The sequence below is a fragment of the Paenibacillus sp. FSL M8-0142 genome (assembly GCF_038597315.1).
Taxonomy (GTDB): Bacteria; Bacillota; Bacilli; order Paenibacillales; family Paenibacillaceae; genus Paenibacillus_AQ; species Paenibacillus_AQ lactis.
This window is the reverse complement of record NZ_CP152008.1, coordinates 1,101,025-1,121,107: the sequence shown is the minus strand read 5'-3', so window position 1 is coordinate 1,121,107 and position 20,083 is coordinate 1,101,025. Positions and strand designations below refer to the sequence as shown.

The 20,083-nt window shown below is 53.7% G+C and carries 16 protein-coding genes and 1 pseudogene; 6 read left to right on the top strand and 11 right to left on the bottom strand.

From position 1 onward, the window contains the following. Positions 1-25: 25 nt before the first annotated feature. Positions 26-442: a polymer-forming cytoskeletal protein gene (locus tag NSQ46_RS05150; protein ID WP_198031575.1), complete on the top strand. Its 417-nt coding sequence runs from the start codon at positions 26-28 to the stop codon at positions 440-442. Positions 443-688: 246 nt separating this feature from the next. Here the strand turns inward: NSQ46_RS05150 and NSQ46_RS05145 are convergent, their stop codons facing one another. Beyond that, positions 689-1,465: an ABC transporter permease gene (locus NSQ46_RS05145; RefSeq protein WP_210094509.1), complete on the bottom strand. Its 777-nt coding sequence runs from the start codon at positions 1,463-1,465 to the stop codon at positions 689-691. Continuing rightward, the gene (locus tag NSQ46_RS05140) at positions 1,455-2,372 is read right to left on the bottom strand and encodes an ABC transporter ATP-binding protein (protein ID WP_342576975.1); all 918 of its coding nucleotides are present in this window, start codon (positions 2,370-2,372) and stop codon (positions 1,455-1,457) included. The genes NSQ46_RS05145 and NSQ46_RS05140 overlap by 11 nt, the downstream gene beginning before the upstream one ends. A gap of 589 nt (positions 2,373-2,961) precedes the next feature. Between NSQ46_RS05140 and NSQ46_RS05135 the strand changes: the two are divergent. Then, positions 2,962-3,153, top strand: a pseudogene (locus NSQ46_RS05135) (helix-turn-helix transcriptional regulator); the annotation flags it as partial. A gap of 184 nt (positions 3,154-3,337) precedes the next feature. Here NSQ46_RS05135 and NSQ46_RS05130 read toward each other — a convergent pair. After that, positions 3,338-4,279: an LCP family protein gene (locus NSQ46_RS05130; protein ID WP_028405885.1), complete on the bottom strand. Its 942-nt coding sequence runs from the start codon at positions 4,277-4,279 to the stop codon at positions 3,338-3,340. 376 nt (positions 4,280-4,655) lie between these two features. Next, complete coding sequence (locus NSQ46_RS05125; protein ID WP_138919355.1) at positions 4,656-5,018, bottom strand: YceI family protein; 363 nt, start codon at positions 5,016-5,018, stop codon at positions 4,656-4,658. Between the two features lie 269 nt (positions 5,019-5,287). On the opposite strand from NSQ46_RS05125, the gene NSQ46_RS05120 reads away from it, so the two are divergent. Then, positions 5,288-5,656 carry a helix-turn-helix transcriptional regulator gene (locus NSQ46_RS05120; RefSeq protein ID WP_007132316.1) on the top strand — a complete coding sequence of 123 codons (369 nt, stop codon included), beginning with the start codon at positions 5,288-5,290 and terminating at the stop codon, positions 5,654-5,656. A 135-nt stretch (positions 5,657-5,791) separates the two neighbouring features. Here the strand turns inward: NSQ46_RS05120 and NSQ46_RS05115 are convergent, their stop codons facing one another. The 4 genes from NSQ46_RS05115 to NSQ46_RS05100 all read right to left on the bottom strand — a co-directional run bounded on the left by NSQ46_RS05115 (position 5,792) and on the right by NSQ46_RS05100 (position 14,474). Next, complete coding sequence (locus NSQ46_RS05115; RefSeq protein ID WP_007132315.1) at positions 5,792-5,941, bottom strand: hypothetical protein; 150 nt, start codon at positions 5,939-5,941, stop codon at positions 5,792-5,794. Positions 5,942-6,263: 322 nt separating this feature from the next. After that, entirely contained in the window at positions 6,264-10,859 is a 4,596-nt protein-coding gene (gene gltB, locus NSQ46_RS05110; RefSeq protein ID WP_007132314.1) for a glutamate synthase large subunit, read from the bottom strand. A gap of 525 nt (positions 10,860-11,384) precedes the next feature. Next, complete coding sequence (locus tag NSQ46_RS05105) at positions 11,385-13,652, bottom strand: YhgE/Pip domain-containing protein (RefSeq protein WP_342576403.1); 2,268 nt, start codon at positions 13,650-13,652, stop codon at positions 11,385-11,387. Between the two features lie 240 nt (positions 13,653-13,892). Then, complete coding sequence (locus tag NSQ46_RS05100; protein WP_342576402.1) at positions 13,893-14,474, bottom strand: TetR/AcrR family transcriptional regulator; 582 nt, start codon at positions 14,472-14,474, stop codon at positions 13,893-13,895. A gap of 350 nt (positions 14,475-14,824) precedes the next feature. Here NSQ46_RS05100 and NSQ46_RS05095 point away from each other — a divergent pair, with 350 nt between their 5' ends. Beyond that, positions 14,825-15,997: a glycosyltransferase gene (locus NSQ46_RS05095; RefSeq protein WP_342576401.1), complete on the top strand. Its 1,173-nt coding sequence runs from the start codon at positions 14,825-14,827 to the stop codon at positions 15,995-15,997. A 166-nt stretch (positions 15,998-16,163) separates the two neighbouring features. Here NSQ46_RS05095 and NSQ46_RS05090 read toward each other — a convergent pair whose 3' ends face one another. The 3 genes from NSQ46_RS05090 to thpR form a co-directional block, all read right to left on the bottom strand. Then, entirely contained in the window at positions 16,164-16,847 is a 684-nt protein-coding gene (locus NSQ46_RS05090) for a metal-dependent hydrolase (RefSeq protein WP_144869977.1), read from the bottom strand. 42 nt (positions 16,848-16,889) lie between these two features. Next, on the bottom strand, positions 16,890-17,765 hold the full coding sequence (locus NSQ46_RS05085) for a cell wall hydrolase (protein WP_342576400.1): 876 nt from the start codon (positions 17,763-17,765) through the stop codon (positions 16,890-16,892). A gap of 97 nt (positions 17,766-17,862) precedes the next feature. Further along, the gene (gene thpR, locus NSQ46_RS05080; RefSeq protein ID WP_342576399.1) at positions 17,863-18,444 is read right to left on the bottom strand and encodes an RNA 2',3'-cyclic phosphodiesterase; all 582 of its coding nucleotides are present in this window, start codon (positions 18,442-18,444) and stop codon (positions 17,863-17,865) included. A gap of 122 nt (positions 18,445-18,566) precedes the next feature. Between thpR and NSQ46_RS05075 the strand changes: the two genes are divergently transcribed. Next, a complete protein-coding gene (locus NSQ46_RS05075) occupies positions 18,567-19,520 on the top strand; it encodes a D-2-hydroxyacid dehydrogenase (protein ID WP_341342368.1) in 954 nt (317 codons plus the stop codon). 136 nt (positions 19,521-19,656) lie between these two features. Continuing rightward, the gene (locus NSQ46_RS05070; RefSeq protein WP_007132074.1) at positions 19,657-19,968 is read left to right on the top strand and encodes an MGMT family protein; all 312 of its coding nucleotides are present in this window, start codon (positions 19,657-19,659) and stop codon (positions 19,966-19,968) included. The last annotated feature ends 115 nt before the right edge of the window (positions 19,969-20,083 follow it).

Below are 20,083 nucleotides of genomic sequence, written 5' to 3'. Positions count from 1 at the left end.
TGATTGGTAAGGAGGACAACAGATTATGAAGAAAAAGAAACGCAAAGCATCTGCTCATCTTATCGATTCCTTGATCGGCCCGGGCAGTGAGTTTGAGGGCGTGCTGCAGTCCGAGGATAATTTGCGGATCGACGGCCGGTTTAACGGAGCGATTGAAAGCCAAGGCAGCGTTACCATTGGCGAGAGCGCATCGTGCCGGTCCAATATTTCCGCCAAGGAGGTCATTGTAGCCGGGAAGGTATACGGGGACGTCATTGCCGAGGGCAAGCTGACCATAACCCCAAGCGGACAGATGTACGGCGATGTCTACGCCGGTTCCCTGATTATCATGGAAGGCGGATTACTTAACGGGGCCAGCCGGATGGAGCATGCGGAAGCAGCAGGTGCCGCATCGGAGCAATCGGAGGCCGCACCGTCGATGCAGCAGCCGGAAGCAGGCTGACTCGGCGGATGTGCGAGCCTCGGCCTTCAGCCTCTGCGCGCGGCTTCGAGAAACGACGTTCCTGCAGGAAGCTCAGCTTGCCGGCAGGGCGGATCCTCTGCCTACCGCTCCCTTACCCTCCAAGGCCCTCCAAGCAAAAGAGCCCCTTTCAGCCGCCATTCACTTGGCCGAAGGAGCTCTTATTTTTTCCCCTAATGCACAGCAGAATATGGATGACCGAACGAAAACTTCCATCAGCTCGCGTGTCTACGCGGCAACATCCCGCTTGGCGAAGGCCCACCAGGTAATCAGCAGAAAGACGAGGCTGTACGCGGCCAAAATGAAGATGGAGAAGCTGAGAGAAACCCCGCCTGGACCGATCGGCGATTGGATATATCCGCTCAGGTCGATATGAAGGAACAGGATGTATTTCGCCCATACGTATTTATCCGGGTTCAACATAAAGCCGAACAGATCCTTCGTAAACAAGACCAGGAGCGAGATGCCGATGGCGAGGCTGCCCGACCGGAACAGCGTTGACAGCATAAACGCAACAAGCGCGATCATGACCAGCTGGATCGTATCGGTGAGCAGCAGCAGCAATGAGTTTACCATCGATGAGGCTCCGGAACCGGAGCCCAGGCCGCCCGTGCCCGCGAAGAACAGCTGTGACAGCGCGATGCCGACCACGGCTGTCAGGACGGCACAGAGCAGGATGAACAGCAGGACGGCGACCCATTTTGACATCAATATTTTCCCCCGCCGGAGCGGGCGGATCAGCAGCAGCTTGATCGTCCCCGCCGCAAACTCCCCGGCTACGATGTCAGCGGCAATGACAACGGTGAAGATCGCGCTCAGGTAGAGCGTAAAGCTCTCCGTCCATGTAAAGACGGTCCATGCGTCCATCGCAGCCCCCGTTACATACAGCATCGCCGGCATCGCGGCGCTGAAAAACACGAGGATCGCCAGCATGATCCAGGTCCTTACGCGGAAATAGATTTTCATATTCTCATTGGCGACCAGATTGGGAAAGCTACTCCACATGGCGATCCCCTCCCGTCATTTCCAAAAACTGATCCTCTAACGATTCGGTTACCGGCTGTATCGCAAATACGCGAATTCCCTCTTCAACCAGAAGGGCATTGATATCCGCGACGGTCTCCGGATTGCCCCGGACAATCACCCTATTCCCTTCGGTCTTCGCCCCGAAGGATTGAAGCAATGCGGCAGCCGCAGAAGCGTCATGAACGGTAAAGGCAGTCTCCTCGGCCGTCCGCTCGCCGTCCTCGCTCCGAAGCTGCCGGATATCGATCAGGCGGCCGTGCCGGATAATGCCGACGCGGTCGCACATCAGCTCCATCTCAGACAGCAGGTGGCTGGAAACGAACACCGTCGTCCCCTCTTCCCGCGTTAATCTGCGCAAGTAGTCGCGCAGCTCGCGGATCCCCTGCGGATCCAATCCATTCGTCGGCTCGTCCAGGATGAGCAGCTTCAGCCGATGAAGCAGGGCCTGCGCCACGCCCAGCCGCTGGCGCATCCCGAGTGAATAGGTCTGAACCTTGTCATGGATTCGATGCTCAAGCCCCACGAGCTCCACCACCTCGCGGATGCGCTCTTCGGATATTCCCGGCATCATCCGGGCGAAATGCTTCAAATTGTTATACCCCGACAGATACTTATACATCTCCGGGTTCTCGACGATGGCCCCGATCAATGCGGCAGCCTGCTCATAGTGCGACCGGATGCTGTAGCCTCCGATCACGATATCCCCCTCCGTGATGGACATCAGCCCGACCATCATCCGGATGGTCGTCGTCTTGCCCGCGCCGTTCGGTCCAAGAAATCCGAAGATCTGGCCCGGCGGTATATCAAAGGTTACGTTGTCCACCAGCACCTTGGACGATATCTTCTTCGTCACGCCGAGCAGCCTTACAAGCGGTTCCTGCTGCATCATCTACTCTCCTTTGCCCTGGTATCCTATCCTTTGAAACATGCCCATTATACAATACCAGAGCAAAAGACTAAATGTGCGCAGTCATAACAGGCCTTATGCCAAGCTTCAACTTCCAGCCCAATCCCCTCAACCCCAGTAACCCTGCAATGCTATTTGCGGTCCTCCGATAAACCCGCCTGGCATTCCTTGCACATCCCCGCAGGGACATTGTGCTTATAAAATCCGGTTCTATACAAAGTGTAGCTTTCCGTCACGGGCAGTATTCGGCAGCAGCTGACACAATACATCAACCCTTCACTCATCCCGTCATCTCCTTTCCGGGATTCATAAGCTGTTATGCTCATCTCGTCATGATACATTTTGTATCCACACCAAAAATATTATAAAATATGCTGACCTTTGTCAAATAAAACAGAAAAAAATGGCTCGCGATATTCTTTGATACAATTTGTTTCATTTTTAACACTTTGATACAATATGTATTGACGATATTCCTATTTTAGGATACATTTTGTATCATGATAAACCTAGAAGCAAGTCATTGATTTCTTTAAAATCCTTGATGAGTGTAGTGAGGTGAATATGAATGACATATGGATCTCGCATAGCGAAACTGCGGGAACAGAAAGGATGGACTCAAGAAGAGCTGTCAGAGTTAATAGGAATTAGCCGTGCATCCCTATCGCATTACGAACAAAACCGAAGAAAACCCAATCTGGAGACTCTGACGCGTCTAGCGGACATATTCGAGACCACGATCGATAAAATTATCGGACGCTAGCTTCCGGCTAAGAGAGGATGGAATACAGGAACAAGGCAGTCTGGACCAAGCATCCGGCTTCCAATGAAAGCGCTCCTATTTTACCGAATAAAAAAGAGGAAACGGCGGTGAGGCAGTTAACCTGCACCTCCTTTTCCTCATGAACCTCTTCGTTGACTAAGGCCAGATAAGGACACGCGCCCTAGCCCCCCATAAAATCACTAAGCAGAGAATGAATGCGTTCCTTCTCGTTCTGATCGACAATGTAGTACCATATTCCGTCAATGGTCTGGCCGCGCCCCTGGATCTCCACCTGATCGATCCGATCCAGCTTCTGAAGATAATCGGTGACGAACCGTTTCATCTCATCAAAGGATATATCCGTTTTGACACTGCCCCCGACATCATCCAGCAGTGCCTCGAGCTTGAACACCGTCGTTATCCTCATCGCGTTATCGAGGATTCCTTTGATGATCTCCCGCTGCCTAGCGTTTCTCCCCAGATCTCCCTTGGGGTCTTCGAAACGCATCCGTGAATAGGCCAAAGCCTCCTCCCCGCTCAGCTTCAGAATGCCTTCGCCGAAATGATAGCCCGCATAATCAAATTCCATTTGGTTGCGTACCGTTACGCCGCCGAGGGAATCAATGATCTGCGAGAAGCCTTCCATATTGACTTTAACGTAATAATCAATCGGATACTGAAGGAAGTTCTCGACCGAACGAATCGACATATCTACACCGCCAAAGGCGTATGCATGATTGATTTTGTCAACCTTGCCATGGCCGACGATGCTCGTTCGGGTATCCCTCGGAACATTGAACATCATGATCGAGCCCTTGGCAGGGTTCACGGCCATCAGCATCAACGTATCCGAGCGCCCCCTGTCGTTCGGTCGTTCATCCACCCCAAGCATAAGCACCGTAAACGGGACCGGCTGATCCGCATTCTTCAATTTATCCGGCTTGACGGGGACATTCTGCTCGACAGTAGACACTGGCACTACCGGCGGCAATCCTTCCTCTCGTTCCTCGTAAATTTGATTCGCTGTCGATTTGATGGACTGGTACACATACGTCATATAACCCGCAGGGACAACCACAAGAACGATGAGCAGCCACACCCACCATTTTCTCCATATTCTCATTCGAAGCTGCCCTCCTAATAAATCACCACGATTATAAGGCCAACATACAATAACAAAATGCCTCGCTCGAAATCTGTCGATTTGCAACTTATTCTGTCGTATTATGAGGAGGAGCATTGCGTGGATTATAGCTGAATCAATCATGATTCACGCCAAAAAGGGGTATCGGGAGAGTAGTTCGCATGGGTCATGTAAATGCCGTTACGAGCTAAATCGTCAAGGTTTTCGCCATATAGGACGCTCTGATTTAAGGTAAAAGAACTAATGACCGGGCATCGTAAATATAGTAGAATAACAATGAGCCGAAGTTCGTATATCACATCTTAAGTCATAAGTTTTTTTGTCAGCGGTCATGTCTGGGATGTCCGGTATTTTTTCAGCTGTACAATTTTAGCCTGCTTGGCTGGAGTTCTTGGAGCATCATTCTGTTCAGCATACCGATGATCCGGCTTTTCTGTTCGCGGTCCGCTTCAAACTCCAACCGGTACATATAATGACCTTGAAAGAGCCCCCGATCCTCAAGAGTTCCTGTTAACAGAAGATGGTCCACCCGATCGTCAATCACATAACCGAGTAAAACATTAGATTGTATTGGGATTTTCCACGGACATAGGAATACCAGCCCATTCGGAACCAGCTCAAGCGGAGTAACCGGGTGGCTTTTCCCATGAATGGTCATCTCTCCGATTCGCAGCAGGCGAATGCTAACGGTGATTTGGTGCTGCCGTTCGTGTAACATGATAAGATATCTCCGCCATCCCTTATCGATTTTTTTGGTATGGGACGTTTCCTTGCTGGATAAAATGATACTAAATGTCACCCATTGACCGATTTGCAGATACGAATCGTATCTGTCATTACTACTCAACATAATACGATACATATTGTATCTAGTCAACCGCATAATACCGATTTTCCCATAATTTCGGTCACAGGCATCTAGATGACAGATCGATGCAATCAGCTTCTATAGATACAAACACTCCATCGAAAGGGGGATCAATGCATATGAACTACGGAGAACGAATCTCTGAATTACGCGAACAGCGGGGATGGACCCAAGAAGAGCTTGCTGCTTCTGTCGGAATCACTCGTGCGGCACTATCCCATTATGAAAAAAACCGGCGCAAACCGGATTTTGAAACATTGACCCGCCTTGCAGACCTCTTTGACGTATCGATAGATTATCTCATCGGACGAACGGCACTGCCCAAAGCAGTCCTGGAGCCGGAGGTACGTGAGTTTGTCGACCAGTTGGAGCTTTCCGACGACGATCTGCTGGAGCGCTTTAATCTCACGATCGACGGTCGCAAGCTGACGGAGGAAGAAGCCAAGCGGTTCATCGCTTTTGTGCGAATGGAGCGCTCCATGAAATAAGGGGTCTCCCGGCTTTATTCTTCCATTCCCATTTGCCGCCTGCCCGGCAAATCAACGAAATCCCCGGCGGATTTGATCCTATCGATCCGTCCGCCGGGGATTTTTGTGCAACAGTATTCACATATGTTGACCGTGTTATTGTCCTTGTTGACGCTCCTTTGCCTGCAGCCATTTTTCAGGATGGATTCCTAATTGGATCATGAGCTTGTGAATGTCCAGATCCGTCTTCGGTCGGTCAAGCTTCTGCTCGGTGCTTCCTGAGCTTCTCTCCTTGTCCATACTCATTTTCTTAAACGACTCTCCTATCTACTATATTCCCTAATCCATCCCTTACTGCTCTTCAACGTTGTTATGTACGATTCACCGACAAACAACTTACTTACCAATATTATAGCGGACCCTTCCTTATGATGGTGTCGTCTGGTGGAAGCATTGTCCTCCGACAAAGCTTCTATTTTTGTCGAATATTGAGGTTCGCCGCCCCTTCGTCATGTACTAGTGTGCAGTGCAGCCTTACCGTTTTCTTATATATGAAAAAAAGCCGCATTGTATTCTGATTAAAGAACACAATGCAGCTTTTTTATACGTAAAAAGTCTTATAGGCCTTTTAGCTGCCGGAGCGAGCCAACTCTTTCATATTCGCTTCGAACGCAGCAAGCAGCGCGGCTTCGCCCGCCAAGCCTTGGGCTTCCGCCTTCTCGATCTGCTGCAGCATCCGCTTGTAATCCTTCGGAATGACCCGGACAAAGCGCTGAACCGCCTCATCCCATTCCCCGAGAATCTGCTGGGCAGGCACGCTGTCCGTGTGGATGGAGTGCTGCTGAATCATACGGAACAGAATGTCCTTCTCCTTCGGCTCCTCCACCCGCTCAAGCAGCACCATCTCCAGGTTGCAGCGCTGGACGAAGGCTCCTTCCGGATCATAGACGTAAGCGACGCCGCCCGACATCCCGGCCGCGAAGTTGCGTCCCGTCTCGCCAAGCACGACCACCCGGCCGCCGGTCATATATTCGCAGCCGTGGTCGCCTACGCCCTCTACGACGATGCTAGCGCCGGAGTTACGAACCGCGAAGCGTTCGCCTGCAATTCCCCGGATATAAGCTTCGCCGCCGGTGGCTCCGTAAAATGCGGTATTTCCGGCTATGATGTTCTCCTCCGCTTTAAAGGTCGCTTTCGGAGAAGGCTTCACGATGAGCTTGCCTCCGGACAGGCCTTTGCCGATGTAGTCATTGGCATCGCCCTCTACCGTCAGCGTCATTCCCTTCGGCACGAATGCGCCGAAGCTTTGACCAGCCGATCCGGTAAAGCTGAATCGGATCGTGTCCTCCGGCAATCCGGCAGCTCCGTATTTGCGCGTGACCTCGCTGCCCAGAATGGTGCCTACGGCGCGATCCACGTTCGTGATCGGGAACGTGCCTTCCACCGGAGTGCCGCTTTCCAGCGCAGGCTGGGCGGCTTCCAGAAGGGAACGCATATCGAGCGTCTGCTCTAGCCCATGGTTCTGCCTTTGGGAGCGATATCGCGTGCTGCCTTCCGGAAGCTCCGGCGTATACAGCAACGCCGAGATGTCGACGCCCTTCTTCTTCCAATGATCATCGGCCTTCACGGCATCCAGGCAATCGGTGCGCCCAATCATTTCATCCACGGTGCGGAAGCCGAGCTCCGCCATAATTTCACGCATATCTTCAGCGACAAAGCGCATAAAGTTGGCGACATGCTCCGGGTCTCCCGTAAAGTTCTTGCGCAGCTCCGGATTTTGGGTCGCTACGCCGACCGGGCAGGTGTCCATCTGACATACCCGCATCATAATGCAGCCGATCGCCACGAGCGGCGCCGTCGAGAACCCGTATTCCTCAGCCCCGAGCAAAGCGGCCACAACGAGGTCGCGTCCGTTCAGCATCTTGCCGTCCGTCTCCAGCACGACACGGTCGCGCAGGTTGTTCATGATCAGCGTCTGGTGGGTTTCCGCCAGCCCCAGCTCCCACGGCATGCCGGCATGGCGAATGGAGCCCTGCGGCGAAGCGCCTGTGCCGCCGTCGTAACCGCTGATCAGAATGATATCCGCCCGGCCCTTCGCCACACCTGCAGCGATCGTGCCGACCCCGACCTCCGACACCAGCTTCACGTTGATGTCCGCACGCGGGTTCGCGTTCTTCAAATCATAGATGAGCTCCGCCAAATCCTCGATCGAATAAATATCATGATGCGGCGGCGGCGAAATGAGGCCAACCCCCGGCGTGGAGCCGCGAACCTCAGCCACCCAAGGATATACTTTACGCCCAGGCAGCTGTCCTCCCTCACCCGGCTTCGCGCCTTGAGCCATCTTGATCTGGATCTCGTCCGCGTTCACCAGGTAGTTGGACGTTACCCCGAAGCGGCCCGATGCCACCTGCTTGATCGCGCTGCGGCGGGAATCGCCGTTTGCATCCGGCACGAAGCGTGCAGGATCTTCACCGCCCTCGCCGGTATTGCTCTTGCCGCCGATGCGGTTCATCCCGATGGCCAGGCTTTCGTGGGCCTCCTTGCTGATGGAACCGAACGACATCGCGCCGGTCTTGAAGCGACGCATGATCGACGCAGCCGACTCTACCTCATCAAGCGGAACCGGTGCGCCCGCTGGCTTGAGCTTCAGAAGAGCCCGCAGCGTCAGATGCGCTTCGTTCTCGCCCTGCACCAGCTCGGCATACTTCTTGTAGGTGGCGTAATCGCCCGTACGTACCGCCTGCTGCAGCAAATGAATCGTTCTCGGATTGAACAGATGCTCTTCCCCGTCAGCCCGCCACTGGTATTCACCGGCCGAATCCAGCACTTTATCATTGCCGTCCTTATCGCTAAAGGCGCGTTCATGATGGGCCAGCGCCTCGAGCGCGACCTCCTCAAGCCCGATTCCGCCGATGCGGGAAGGCGTGCGGGTAAAGTATTTCTCGACAAAGTCTTCCTTCAGGCCGACCGCCTCGAAAATCTGTGCGCCGCGGTAGGACTGGATGGTCGAGATCCCCATTTTGGACAGAACCTTCACGACGCCCTTGCTTGCCGCTTTAATATAGTTCTTCACGGCCTTCTCATGGGAAATGCCGCGAAGCATGCCCTCCCGGATCATATCGTCCAGCGTTTGGAACGCGAGGTACGGATTGACGGCGCTCACGCCGTAGCCGAGCAGGAGCGCGTAATGGTGCACTTCCCGCGGCTCGCCGGATTCCAGCATAATCGCAACCTTGGTCCGCGTCCCTTGACGGATCAGGTGATGATGCAGCGCCGAGACGGCAAGCAGCGAAGGAATGGCCGCATTGTCCTTGTCGACGCCGCGGTCGGACAGAATCAGAATATTATGGCCCTTCGAGATGACACGGTCCGCCGCTTCGCACATCGTATCGATCGCTCTCCGAAGCCCCTCGGCCCCTTCGGCCGCCGGGAAGAAGATCGGAATCGTCATCGATTTAAAGCCCGGACGGCGAACATGGCGCAGCTTCGCGAAGTCCTCATTGGACAGCACCGGCGAATCGAGAAGGATATGGCGGCAGCTCTCCGGCTCCGGCTTCAGCAGGTTCCGCTCCGGCCCGATCGTCGTGGCGGTCGAGGTAATCAGCTCCTCCCGGATGGCGTCAATCGGCGGATTCGTAACCTGGGCGAACATTTGCTTGAAGTAATTGAACAAGCGCTGCGGGCGCTCGGACAACACCGCCAGAGGCGCATCGTATCCCATGGAAGCGATGGCTTCGGCACCGGTAATCGCCATCGGCTCCAGAACTTTGCGCAGCTCCTCGTACGTGTAGCCGAAGGCTTGCTGAAGCTGGCGCACGTTCTCGTGCTTCGGCTCCGGAGCCTCCGGCGCATCCGGAAGATCATGAAGCTCGACCAGATGCTCCTCCAGCCAATCCCCGTACGGCAGCTCGGCCGCGATCGCCGCCTTGACCTCCTCGTCGGAGATGATGCGGCCTTCCTTGGTGTCTACAAGCAGCATCCGTCCCGGACGCAGACGGTCCTTGTACAGGACGTTCTCCGGCGGAATATCCAATACCCCCGCTTCGGAGGAGAGGATGATCAGATCGTCCTTCGTTACATAATAACGGGACGGACGCAGACCGTTGCGGTCCAGCGTTGCGCCGATCTGGACGCCGTCCGTAAAGGCCATCGCCGCCGGGCCGTCCCATGGCTCCATCAGGGTGCTGTGGTATTTGTAGAATGCTTTTTTCGTCTCATCCATGCTCTCATGGTTGCTCCAAGGCTCAGGAACCATCATCATGGCTACATGCGGCAGGGAGCGTCCACTGAGATACAGGAATTCAAACGTATTGTCGAACATGCCGGTATCGGACCCGTCGGGGTTGATAATCGGCTTGATTTTCTCCAGATCGCTGCCGAACAGCTCGTGCTCGAACAGAGATTGGCGGGCATGCATCCAGTTCACGTTGCCGCGCAGCGTGTTGATCTCGCCGTTATGGATCATGAAGCGGTATGGATGCGCACGCTCCCAGCTTGGGAAGGTGTTGGTGCTGAACCGGGAGTGAATCAGCGCGATGGCCGATTCGAGGCGTTCCTCCTGCAGGTCGAGGTAGAACTGGCCCACCTGCTCCGTCGTCAGCATGCCTTTGTAAACGATTTTGCGGCAGGACAGGCTGGACACATAGAAGCTGTCGCCCTCGGGCTTGCCGCTGTAACGGATCGCCAGCTCAGCTCGGCGGCGAATAATATAGAGCTTTCGTTCAAAAGCAAGATCATCCGAAATGTCCTCGCTCCGTCCGATGAACACCTGACGGACATACGGCTTTGCCGATTTCGCGGATTTGCCGAGCATCTCGTCGTTGGTCGGAACATCCCGGAAGCCGAGCAGCGCCTGGCCTTCCTCGGCAATAATCGCTGCCAGCCGGTCTTCATGCGCGGCACGAACTTCAGGGTCATGGGACTGGAACAGCATCCCAACACCGTAATGTCCGGCTTCAGGAAGCTCGAAGCCCAGCTTCGCCGCTTCCTCGGCGAAGAAGGCATGAGGGATTTGCAGCATGATGCCCGCGCCGTCGCCGGAGTTCGGCTCGCTGCCCTGACCGCCGCGATGCTCCATGTTGGCAAGCATCGTAAGCGCATTGCTGACGATTGCATGGGACGGTTTGCCCTTGATATGGGCGATGAAACCCATACCGCACGCATCTTTTTCAAACTGCGGATCATAAAGGCCCTGTTTCTGGGGAAAATCGGTATGTTTCATAGAATGCAACCTTTCTTGTAATAGAATAAAATGCGGCTGAATGAACTAAAAGCATACGACCCTGCATCGATCCCCATGCTGAAGCAAGAACACCGATTAGAAATGATGCAGTTTAGTGCAAAATGGACAAAGGTTATTCCTTACCTGATACGTTAGTTTAATTAGTACAGATTATTGTATCACCGTCATACGATGGGGGCAATTCAAACTTTTTATGAAGATGATAAGAATTACTTTTAAGAAAATGCGTGATAGATAGATGTTCAAAATTATGTAGAATAGTGCAAAAAATAATGCAAATATAACATTCCGAATACCCTCCATACCCGTTTGCCCTGCCTCACTTGGCGTTCAGACCATAGACGCCCGGTGAAATCATAAGCACAGAAAAGAGGCTCCCCAGGTCCTATGACCTTGGAAAGCCCCTTGTGGATACTGCTTATCGCGCTTTTAGAGCATCGTTTGGATGGCCTTCAAGCTTGCCAACCCTTCGGCTTAAGCTAAACCTGCGTGACTGCTTTCATCTTATGCCGATACTGCGTTCTCGGTATTTACCGATTTCTTAACACCGCGATTCGACAGGAAGTAGATGGCGGTCAATGCCAGGAATACGAGGCCGAATCCGGCCAGCACGCCCGTATTGCTCCACATGCCGTCGAAATTGCCCGTCGATATGACGTCCTTGTACCCCTTCACGCTGTACGTCATCGGCAGCAGCGGGTTCAGCACCTTCATCCAGTCCGGAATAAGCTCCAGCGGGAAGGTACCTGCGCTCGTCGTCAATTGGAAAATCAGAATCACGATGACAACGAAGCGTCCCGGTTGATCCAGCCAAGTGACAAACGCCTGAACCAGGAACATGAAGGACAGGCTCGTCACGAAGGAGAACAGGTAGAATAGCGGTACGTTCTGTACATCAAGCTTCAGCCCATAGAGCATGACGATGACCGCCAGCAGCGCCTGAAGCATGCCCATGCCGGCAAATGAAAGCGTGCGGCTGACGAATCGATTCCAGCCGGATGCATCCGGCACGGAGGAGTTGCGAATCGGCAGGATGATCGTCGAGATCAAGGCCCCGACGAACAAGCCGAGCGACAGGAAGTAAGGCGCGAAGCCCGTGCCGTAGTTCGGCACTTCGTTCACCTTGTGCTCATCGATCTGCACCGGTCCGGCAAACATCGTGACGGTCTCGTCCGTCGTCTTGATATCGCCCGTCTTGTCGGCAGCCTCGTTCAGCTTGCCGGCCAGCTCTCCGCTGCCGTCCTTCAATTCGCTCATGCCGCTGACCAGCTGACCAGCGCCGGAGTCCAGCTGCTTCGAGCCGTCGGCCAGCGCGCCTACGCCGCTGCCAAGCTTGCCTGCTCCGCCTGCCAGCTGCTGCGTGCCTTGCGCCAGCGTTGCGGCGCCGCTTGCGAGCTCTTTGCCTCCGGCTGCCGCTTCGCCAAGCTTCGTGCCAAACAGCTTCATGCCGTCAACCAGCTGCGTCTGTCCTGCATTCAGCTGCTTCGCGCCGGCCAGCAGCTCCTTACCGCCGGATGCCAGCTGTTTGCCGCCTGCGGCAAGCTCCGAAGCACCGCTGCTGAGCTTGCCCGCTCCCGCATTCAGCTGCTGCACCCCTTGATCCAGGGCTGCTGCGCCTTCGGCCAGCTTCTTCTGGCCTGCATTCAGCTGTGAAGTACCGGAAGCAACGGATTGGCTGGCAGCCAGCAGCTTCTGCATCTCCGGACTTTGCGCAAGCTCAGGGTTCCCTTCCGCAAGCTGCTTCAGGCCGTCTGCGACCGCGTTAGCCCCTTGCTCAAGGGAAGCCGTAGCTTCAAGCGATTGTTGAAGCCCTGCCTTCAAATTGCCGCTGCCCTCCGCAGCGCTGTTCGCACCGGCCGCCAGCTGCGCGGCACCGGCCTGGTTGGCCTGCAGGCCTTCGTTCAGCTTCGCGCTGCCCGTTGCCGCAGCTTCAATCCCGGCCTGCAGCTTCGCGCCGCCCTTGCTCGCCTGCTCGGCCCCGGCTGTAAGCTGGCCGTGAGCGCTCTTCAGCTGCTCCAAGCCCGAGGACAGGGTTCCTGCCCCCGTGCTAAGCTTGCCGGCGCCGCTGTTCAGTTCCTGGACGCCTTTAGTCAGAGGGGCCAAGCCGTTTTGGAGCTCCTGGGTTCCGCTAACGAGCTTCGCCAGGTTCTCTTTCAGCTTCACGGCTCCGTCATCAAGCTTGATCGCGCCTTCCGACAGCTTGGATGCGCCGTCTCCGGCTTCACCCAAACCATCCGACACTTTGCCGATCTGGTCAAACAGCGTTTCCGTATAGGCCTCCGTCACTTTCTGGGATACCTTGGACTGGATTTCCTTCACTGCCGTACCGCCGATCTGGGCGGCGAGGAAGTTGTAGCCCTCATTCGGCTCGAATACGATCTGGGCCGGCTGAGGGTGTTCATCCATTAACGTCGTCGCCTGCTGCGAGAAGTTCTCAGGAATGGTGATCGTCATGTAATACTTATTGTCTTTCATTCCTTGTTCGGCTTCGCTCTTGTTCACGAACTGCCAGTTAAAATCTTTACCCTTCTTGAGCTCGGCTACCAGGTCCTTACCTGCCTGAAGCTCCTTGCCTTCAAATACGGATCCCTGGTCGTTGTTCACGACGGCGACAGGAAGATCATCCATCTTCCCGTATGGATCCCAGAAGGCCCCAAGAAACATACCGCTGTACATCACCGGTATGAACAGCACGGCGATGATCGGAATCAGAATTTTCGGATTACGAAGCGCCGCGCCGATGTCTTTTGCAAATACAGATAATGACTTCATCGGAGTCTCTCCCCTTTTTCTCTAAATAACGGTGTTGCATGCCGACATGCTCCACATTCGTGGAGGTATTACATGGCAAGCCAGTACATAATGACCAATATGCTCATTTGGTCAGTCGAGACGAAAAAAAATGACCGATCCAAGAAGACCTCCTCATTCACCCGCTGATCTTATGATCTTATCCGTGAACGGAAGGTCTCCTAAATGCGGCAGATCAAGAAGGAAGTCCCTTTCTATTTCTTACTTCGAGGTCTTTAACCCGTCAGCCAGAAACACCATCATATATTCCTTGATCTGCTCTTTGCTCAGGGGGGCATGCAGCTGGTTGAGATCGGTTGTAAGGGCAATGTACAGCTTCAGCATGACGAAGGATACCACCTGGGCATCCAGCGGTTTGATCTCGCCGCTTGCCATGGCGCGTTCCACAATCCCCTTCAAATAGCCGACAATCCCGTTCTCTACCTTGGTCAATCCCTCATGCGCCTTAGGGGTCCCGATGTCTCTTACCTCTTGCGAGAGCTTAATGAAGAGCTCATGCTCGCTCCGGAACTCCAGAAGGACATCCAGCACACGATACAGATTGTCGAAGAATTCCCTGTCCTCCCGGATTTCCCGCTCGGCCATCCGCTTCATCTCCAGGATCGCCGAGTGCAAAATCTCGTCAAACAGCTCATCCTTATTCGTAAAAAACGTATAAATCGTGCCCTTCCCCACATTCGCGATCTTCGCCACCTGTTCCATCGTCGTCGCCTTGTAGCCGAACAAGGCAAACGATTTGGAGGCCGCATCAAGCACTTGCTTCCGACGGTCCACAGCTGACATGCCAACCCCTCCTCCTGTATTAAGCGCACTTCGTCCGATTTCTCAAAACTGACCGAAATACACTTTTGGTCATTTGGTCAAAATTTACTTTACCAGATTGTCATCCGGTTTGCAATAGGTTTATTTCATATTTAGATCATAGAGTCCGCAAGGATCCAATTCAACCGTCACTATATTATTGAAGGAAAAGGTGTGGACAAGGGCAGAACCCCTTGGTGATTGGACGAAATAATTGAACTGCTTTTCCCCATCGGCGCGTATATATAGGACGCATGCTCTTTTTTTCCACGCGCTCTTCAAAAAATGATTCCTGTTCTGTAAGATAGAGGGAGAAAGAAGTAGGTGAAATCATGCGATATCCAAGAGTGCTCCTTTTTTCCGAAGGATTCGGTACGGGGCATACGCAAGCAGCTTATGCGCTGGCTGAAGGCATCCGGCGGATGAATCCCGGGATCCACTGCCGCGTCATCGAGCTGGGTAATTTTCTGAACCCGACGGTGGGCCCGTTGATTCTGTCCGCTTACCGCAAAACCGTCAGCACCCGTCCGCGCCTTGTCGGGATGCTGTACCGTTCGCAATATAAGAAATCGTTAAACCGTTTGACGAGGCTGGCGCTGCATCGCATTTTCTACGCACAGGCCGAGCGCGTGATCGAGCAGCTGAAGCCGAATTTGATCATCTGCACCCATCCGTTTCCGAACGCGGTCGTCTCCCGTTTGAAGCGCCAAGGGCTCTCGGTTCCGCTTTATACGCTGATTACCGATTATGATGCCCACGGCACCTGGGTCAATTCGGAGGTGGATGAATATCTGGTATCTACCCCTCATGTGAAAAAGATGCTGATGCACCGGGGAGTTCCTTCGGAGTTCATCCGCGTGACCGGCATACCCGTGCATCCGAAATTCTGGGAGAGCGGCGACAGGAAGGCGCTGGAGGCGGAGCTGGGCATCAACAGCATGCCTACCGTGCTGATCATGGGAGGGGGCTGGGGACTCGTATTCAATAAGGAGCTTCTGAGCAAGCTGGCAGCGAGAGCGGATGATATCCAGCTCGTCTTCTGTATGGGCCAGAACGAGAAGCTGGTAGCCAGCATGCGCGAGGACCCGATCTTTCAGCACCCCAACATCCACGTTTGGGGCTACCGTGACGATATACATAAGCTGATGGACGTATCCGACCTCCTGATTACGAAGCCGGGCGGCATGACCTGTACGGAAGGCGTGGCAAAAGGCATCCCCATGCTGTTCTATGAGCCGATTCCGGGACAGGAGGAGGAGAACTCCAATTTCTTTGTCAGCAAGGGATATGCCGAAATATTGGATTCTCCATCCGTGATCGACAAATGGCTGGATCTGCTGTCCAATCATTATGAGCGGGTGCAGGAACAGCGCAGTTCCACCGCCCAGTCGCGTTCGTCACATCTGGCGCCGAAGCATTGCGCCGCGGAGGTCATGGAGCTGTTGACGGATGAGCAGCTGCCAGCGATAGGCGACGAGGCTCCACGAGTCTCGGATCAGCCTTAAGGTTGATCGTTATTCTCACGATGTTCAACTGCTTTATTCTAATAGATTCATTCCCGATCGACCGCATAATAAAAAAGCTTCCCTGTCGCTATTCAGACGGGGAAGCTTTTGTTATAGATAGCTAAGATATTGAATCTATGCTGCTATGAATCTATGCTCTATGAATCTAAATCTCCAGGCTTTCTCCCGCCTTCAGCGGATGCCCGGATACGCCGGTTTTGGCCAGCTCCTCGCAGAATGCCTGCGCATCCTGGCGAATGCCCGGGAACGTATCGTAATGCACCGGAATGACGTGCTTGGTCCGAATCCACTGTGCCGCGAGGAGCGCATCCTCCGGTCCCATCGTCAGCATATCGCCGATCGGAAGCGCGGCTGCATCGATGTTATTCATCTCGCCGATCAGCTTCATGTCGCCGAATAGGCTCGTATCGCCCGCATGATAGAACTGTTGGCCTCCCATCGTAAGGATGACGCCGCCTGGCTGACCTGCATAAATCCAGGTGTCTCCCACCGAGATGGATGAGGAGTGAAACGCAGGGGTGTACTTCACCTTGAAGCCGTCAAACTGCGCGCTTCCCCCGATGTTCATGCCATGGGATTTGACCCCCTGGTTCCCGCAATATACGGCAAGCTCATAGACCGCAATGACGGGACAATCGTTGTTCTTGGCAATTTCAATGCAGTCGCCAAAGTGGTCGGAATGCCCATGGGTGAGCACCACCGCATCCACCTTTACATCGCTGGGCGAGATGCCGGAGCCGGGATTTCCGGATAGGAACGGGTCAATGATGACGCTCTTTCCGCCCGCTTCCACTAGAATGCTAGAATGGCCGTAGTACGTTATTTTCATCGTTAAACACACCTCCTACAACCTAGTTTACCCGTTCGGGGACTACTTGTAAAAAGAGTGGTTTCCTATTTTTTTCACAAACGTTCGGGAATGATGCACGGTCAAATCCTGAGCAAGCTTTAAAGACAGAAAAAAATACGTGTCATCCTGAACCGCCTTATGGCCATGAAGCGCCGCATTGACGGATTTGATCGTCTCTTCGTTCGGGTTGACACGCTTAAGACGCCCGTTCGCAACAGGACTGAATTGATGCTTTTGATAGATGACTTCAGTAATGGTATCGGGAAAATTGGCTGACCGCAGCCGGTTTAAGACAACATTGGCAACTGCCACTTTGCCTTCGTACGGTTCGCCTTCCGCTTCCGCCATGACAATCTTCTGGAGCAGAAGCAGTTCTTCAGCTGACAAATCGTAGGTCCAGGTTGCTTGGTCTTTCTGATCCTGGGTCAACGTCTTTGTTCTCGTGAAGAATAAAGTTGTGGGGGGTTTTAGGCTTTCGGCCTGTGACTTGGCGACATGCGTCCCCTTCTTGTTCCCCGTTGTATCCTCGGCAGTCTTGGCCTTCGGCGCTTTAGACGTCTTCGCTTTAGACTGTGAATTCGGGTTCCCGGTGGCGGTGGTGCCACGCTCTATATTAGGAAAGGAGAGCATATTTTCGCCCTTCATATTCCATGGTTGGTAAACAATTGAAGATAAAATGTTGACAGGTTCCCCATTACTTATGATCTTAGCTTTATTCCCAGCAGGATCGGGGATGCCTTCCGCAGCCAGCGCCGTCATCGCAAACCCTGGCTTCGCTTCCAGCTGCTCCCCTTCTGTTGTTTGCATACCAAGCAAGCTTATAAGAGACAAACTCACCAAGAGCGCACCAAGAAGCAGCGCAACCCAGCGATTTTGCCGTAGCAGTTTAATAACCATATTTTTCCTCCTATAATGTCGGCACATTCCTACACTATGTAACCACATTTTTGGGCATTGAAAACATGGTAATTTTATGAACATTTTATTTTTAATTTCAGAAATTTGTTGAAAGCCGCGCCACTCCAACGATTTCGTACATCGGGGCCGCATGTAAATTTGTTCGGAAAAGAACCAGTTCATGAACGTCCCACTGGATGTTTACAGGAGGACTTCCAATAATGTCCATCGAAAATTTTTCATCCCCTTGAAATTTGCGGGCAATTGTAATGTGCGGGCGATAAGGGCGATCCTCCGGTACGAAACCGTACGATTCCATCCTCGATACGACGGAGCGTTGAAGCTTCGCCAGGGCGTTCAGATCACCCCGGATTCCAGCCCATAAAATTCGCGGCGATGCGCTTGCGCCAAAAACCCCAGCATCGTGTACCCCTAAGGAAAACGGCTTATGCTCTGCAGCTGCCGCCGCAAGCCCGGCCGTCAGCTCGGGAATACGCTCCCTCGGCGTATCGCCCAGAAATTGAACGGTGATATGATAATCCTGCGGATGCACCCATTTGCGGAACGACGCTTGCGGCTTCAGCTTGTCCGCCCATGCAGCAAGACTTGCAGAGGCATCCGGCGACAAATGGACGGCAACAAACAGACGATCCATCGCATTCGAATCCGTGTGTGTCAAACCTGTTCACTTCCTTTCGATTGTCAGCGGCTATGCGAAAAACCGCAATATCTGATAAGATGAACGAAATAGATGTAATTTATGCCCAGGCTCTCATTACATTCCAAGGAGGTAGTAGTACCATGCCTAAAATCATTGCCTTACATGACATTACACCCCAGCAGCGGCAAAAAATCAAGGAAATCGCCCCCAGTTACGAGCTGACCGTCACCAAAGCGAAGGATCTTGCTCCGGGAATGATCCGTAACGCCGACATTCTGGTCGGCTGGTCGCGTACGATCGAGGAGGAAGCACTAGCCCAAGACAGCAAGCTGAAATGGATTCAGGCATGGTCGGCAGGCGTGGATAAATTGCCCCTGAAAAAATTCGAAGAAAGAGCAATCCTGCTGTCGAACGCCAGCGGAGTACATAGCGTTCCGATTACGGAGCATATCTTTGCGATGATTCTCGCCTTCAACCGCAATCTCCACCTCGCCGTCCGCCAGCAAACGAACAAGCGCTGGGATACGTCCGGAACCTTCACCGAGCTCGCGGGAAAAACGATCGTGATCGTCGGCGTCGGCCAGATCGGCAGCCATACCGCACGCATTGCGCAGGCTTTCGGCATGCGGACGATCGGCGTTCGGAATTCCGGCAAGCCGGATCCGCATGTGGACGTGATGTATACGGTAGGTCAAATCGATGAGGCATTGGCCCAAGGCGACTACGTCGTCAACATTTTACCGCTGACGGCCCAAACCAAGGATATTTTTAATCACGAGCGTTTCTCCGCAATGAAGACCTCCGCGTTCTTCGTTAATGTGGGACGGGGCGCAACGGTGATTACTAGCGATATGATCCAGGCCCTCCAATCCGGCGCGCTTGCCGGAGCCGGCCTCGATGTGTTCGAGGAGGAGCCGCTTCCGCCCGAGCATCCGCTGTGGACGATGGACAACGTCATTATTACGCCGCATATGGCTGGCGACACCGACCGGTACGGGGAACGCGCTGTGGAGATTTTTCTGGACAATCTGAAATCGTACGTCAAGGACGGGACTCTGATCCGCAATGTCATTGATTACAGCAGATCCTATTAGTCTTTCCTGGTGAAACTTCCGGAAAGGCAGCTCTCTTTAGCACAAGGCGAAAGGACGCTCAGGGCGGGATTTCCGCCGGGCAGCGTCCTTTATTTTTGGATATCATGTTTTAAAAAAAGGAGTTAGATGATCACCCATGCAGCCCTTTACGCAGCGTGTAATTGAGATCATTAAGAGCATTCCCGAAGGCCATGTCATGACCTACGGGCAAGTGGCCCGATTGGCTGGCAGTCCGAGGGGCGCGCGGCAGGTCGTCCGGATCCTTCACTCCCTCAGCCGTATCCATAAGCTGCCGTGGCACCGGGTCGTCAATGCCAAGGGAGAAATTGCAATCCAGGATGACGAGTCCAGAATGATGCAGGAGCTGTATCTTCAAGGAGAAGGGGTCAGCGTGAACCATCGCGGCATGATCGATTTGGATAAATACCGCTACGTTCCCGAGGAATAGCATTTCGTTTCGTTCCCGAAGAATGGGATGCCGCCGCTCCCCTTCCAAGCAGCCTTAGTCCCGCCGCCGCTCAACCAGCTCTGCCGGTCGATGACGCGGTTACAGCTAATGCTTA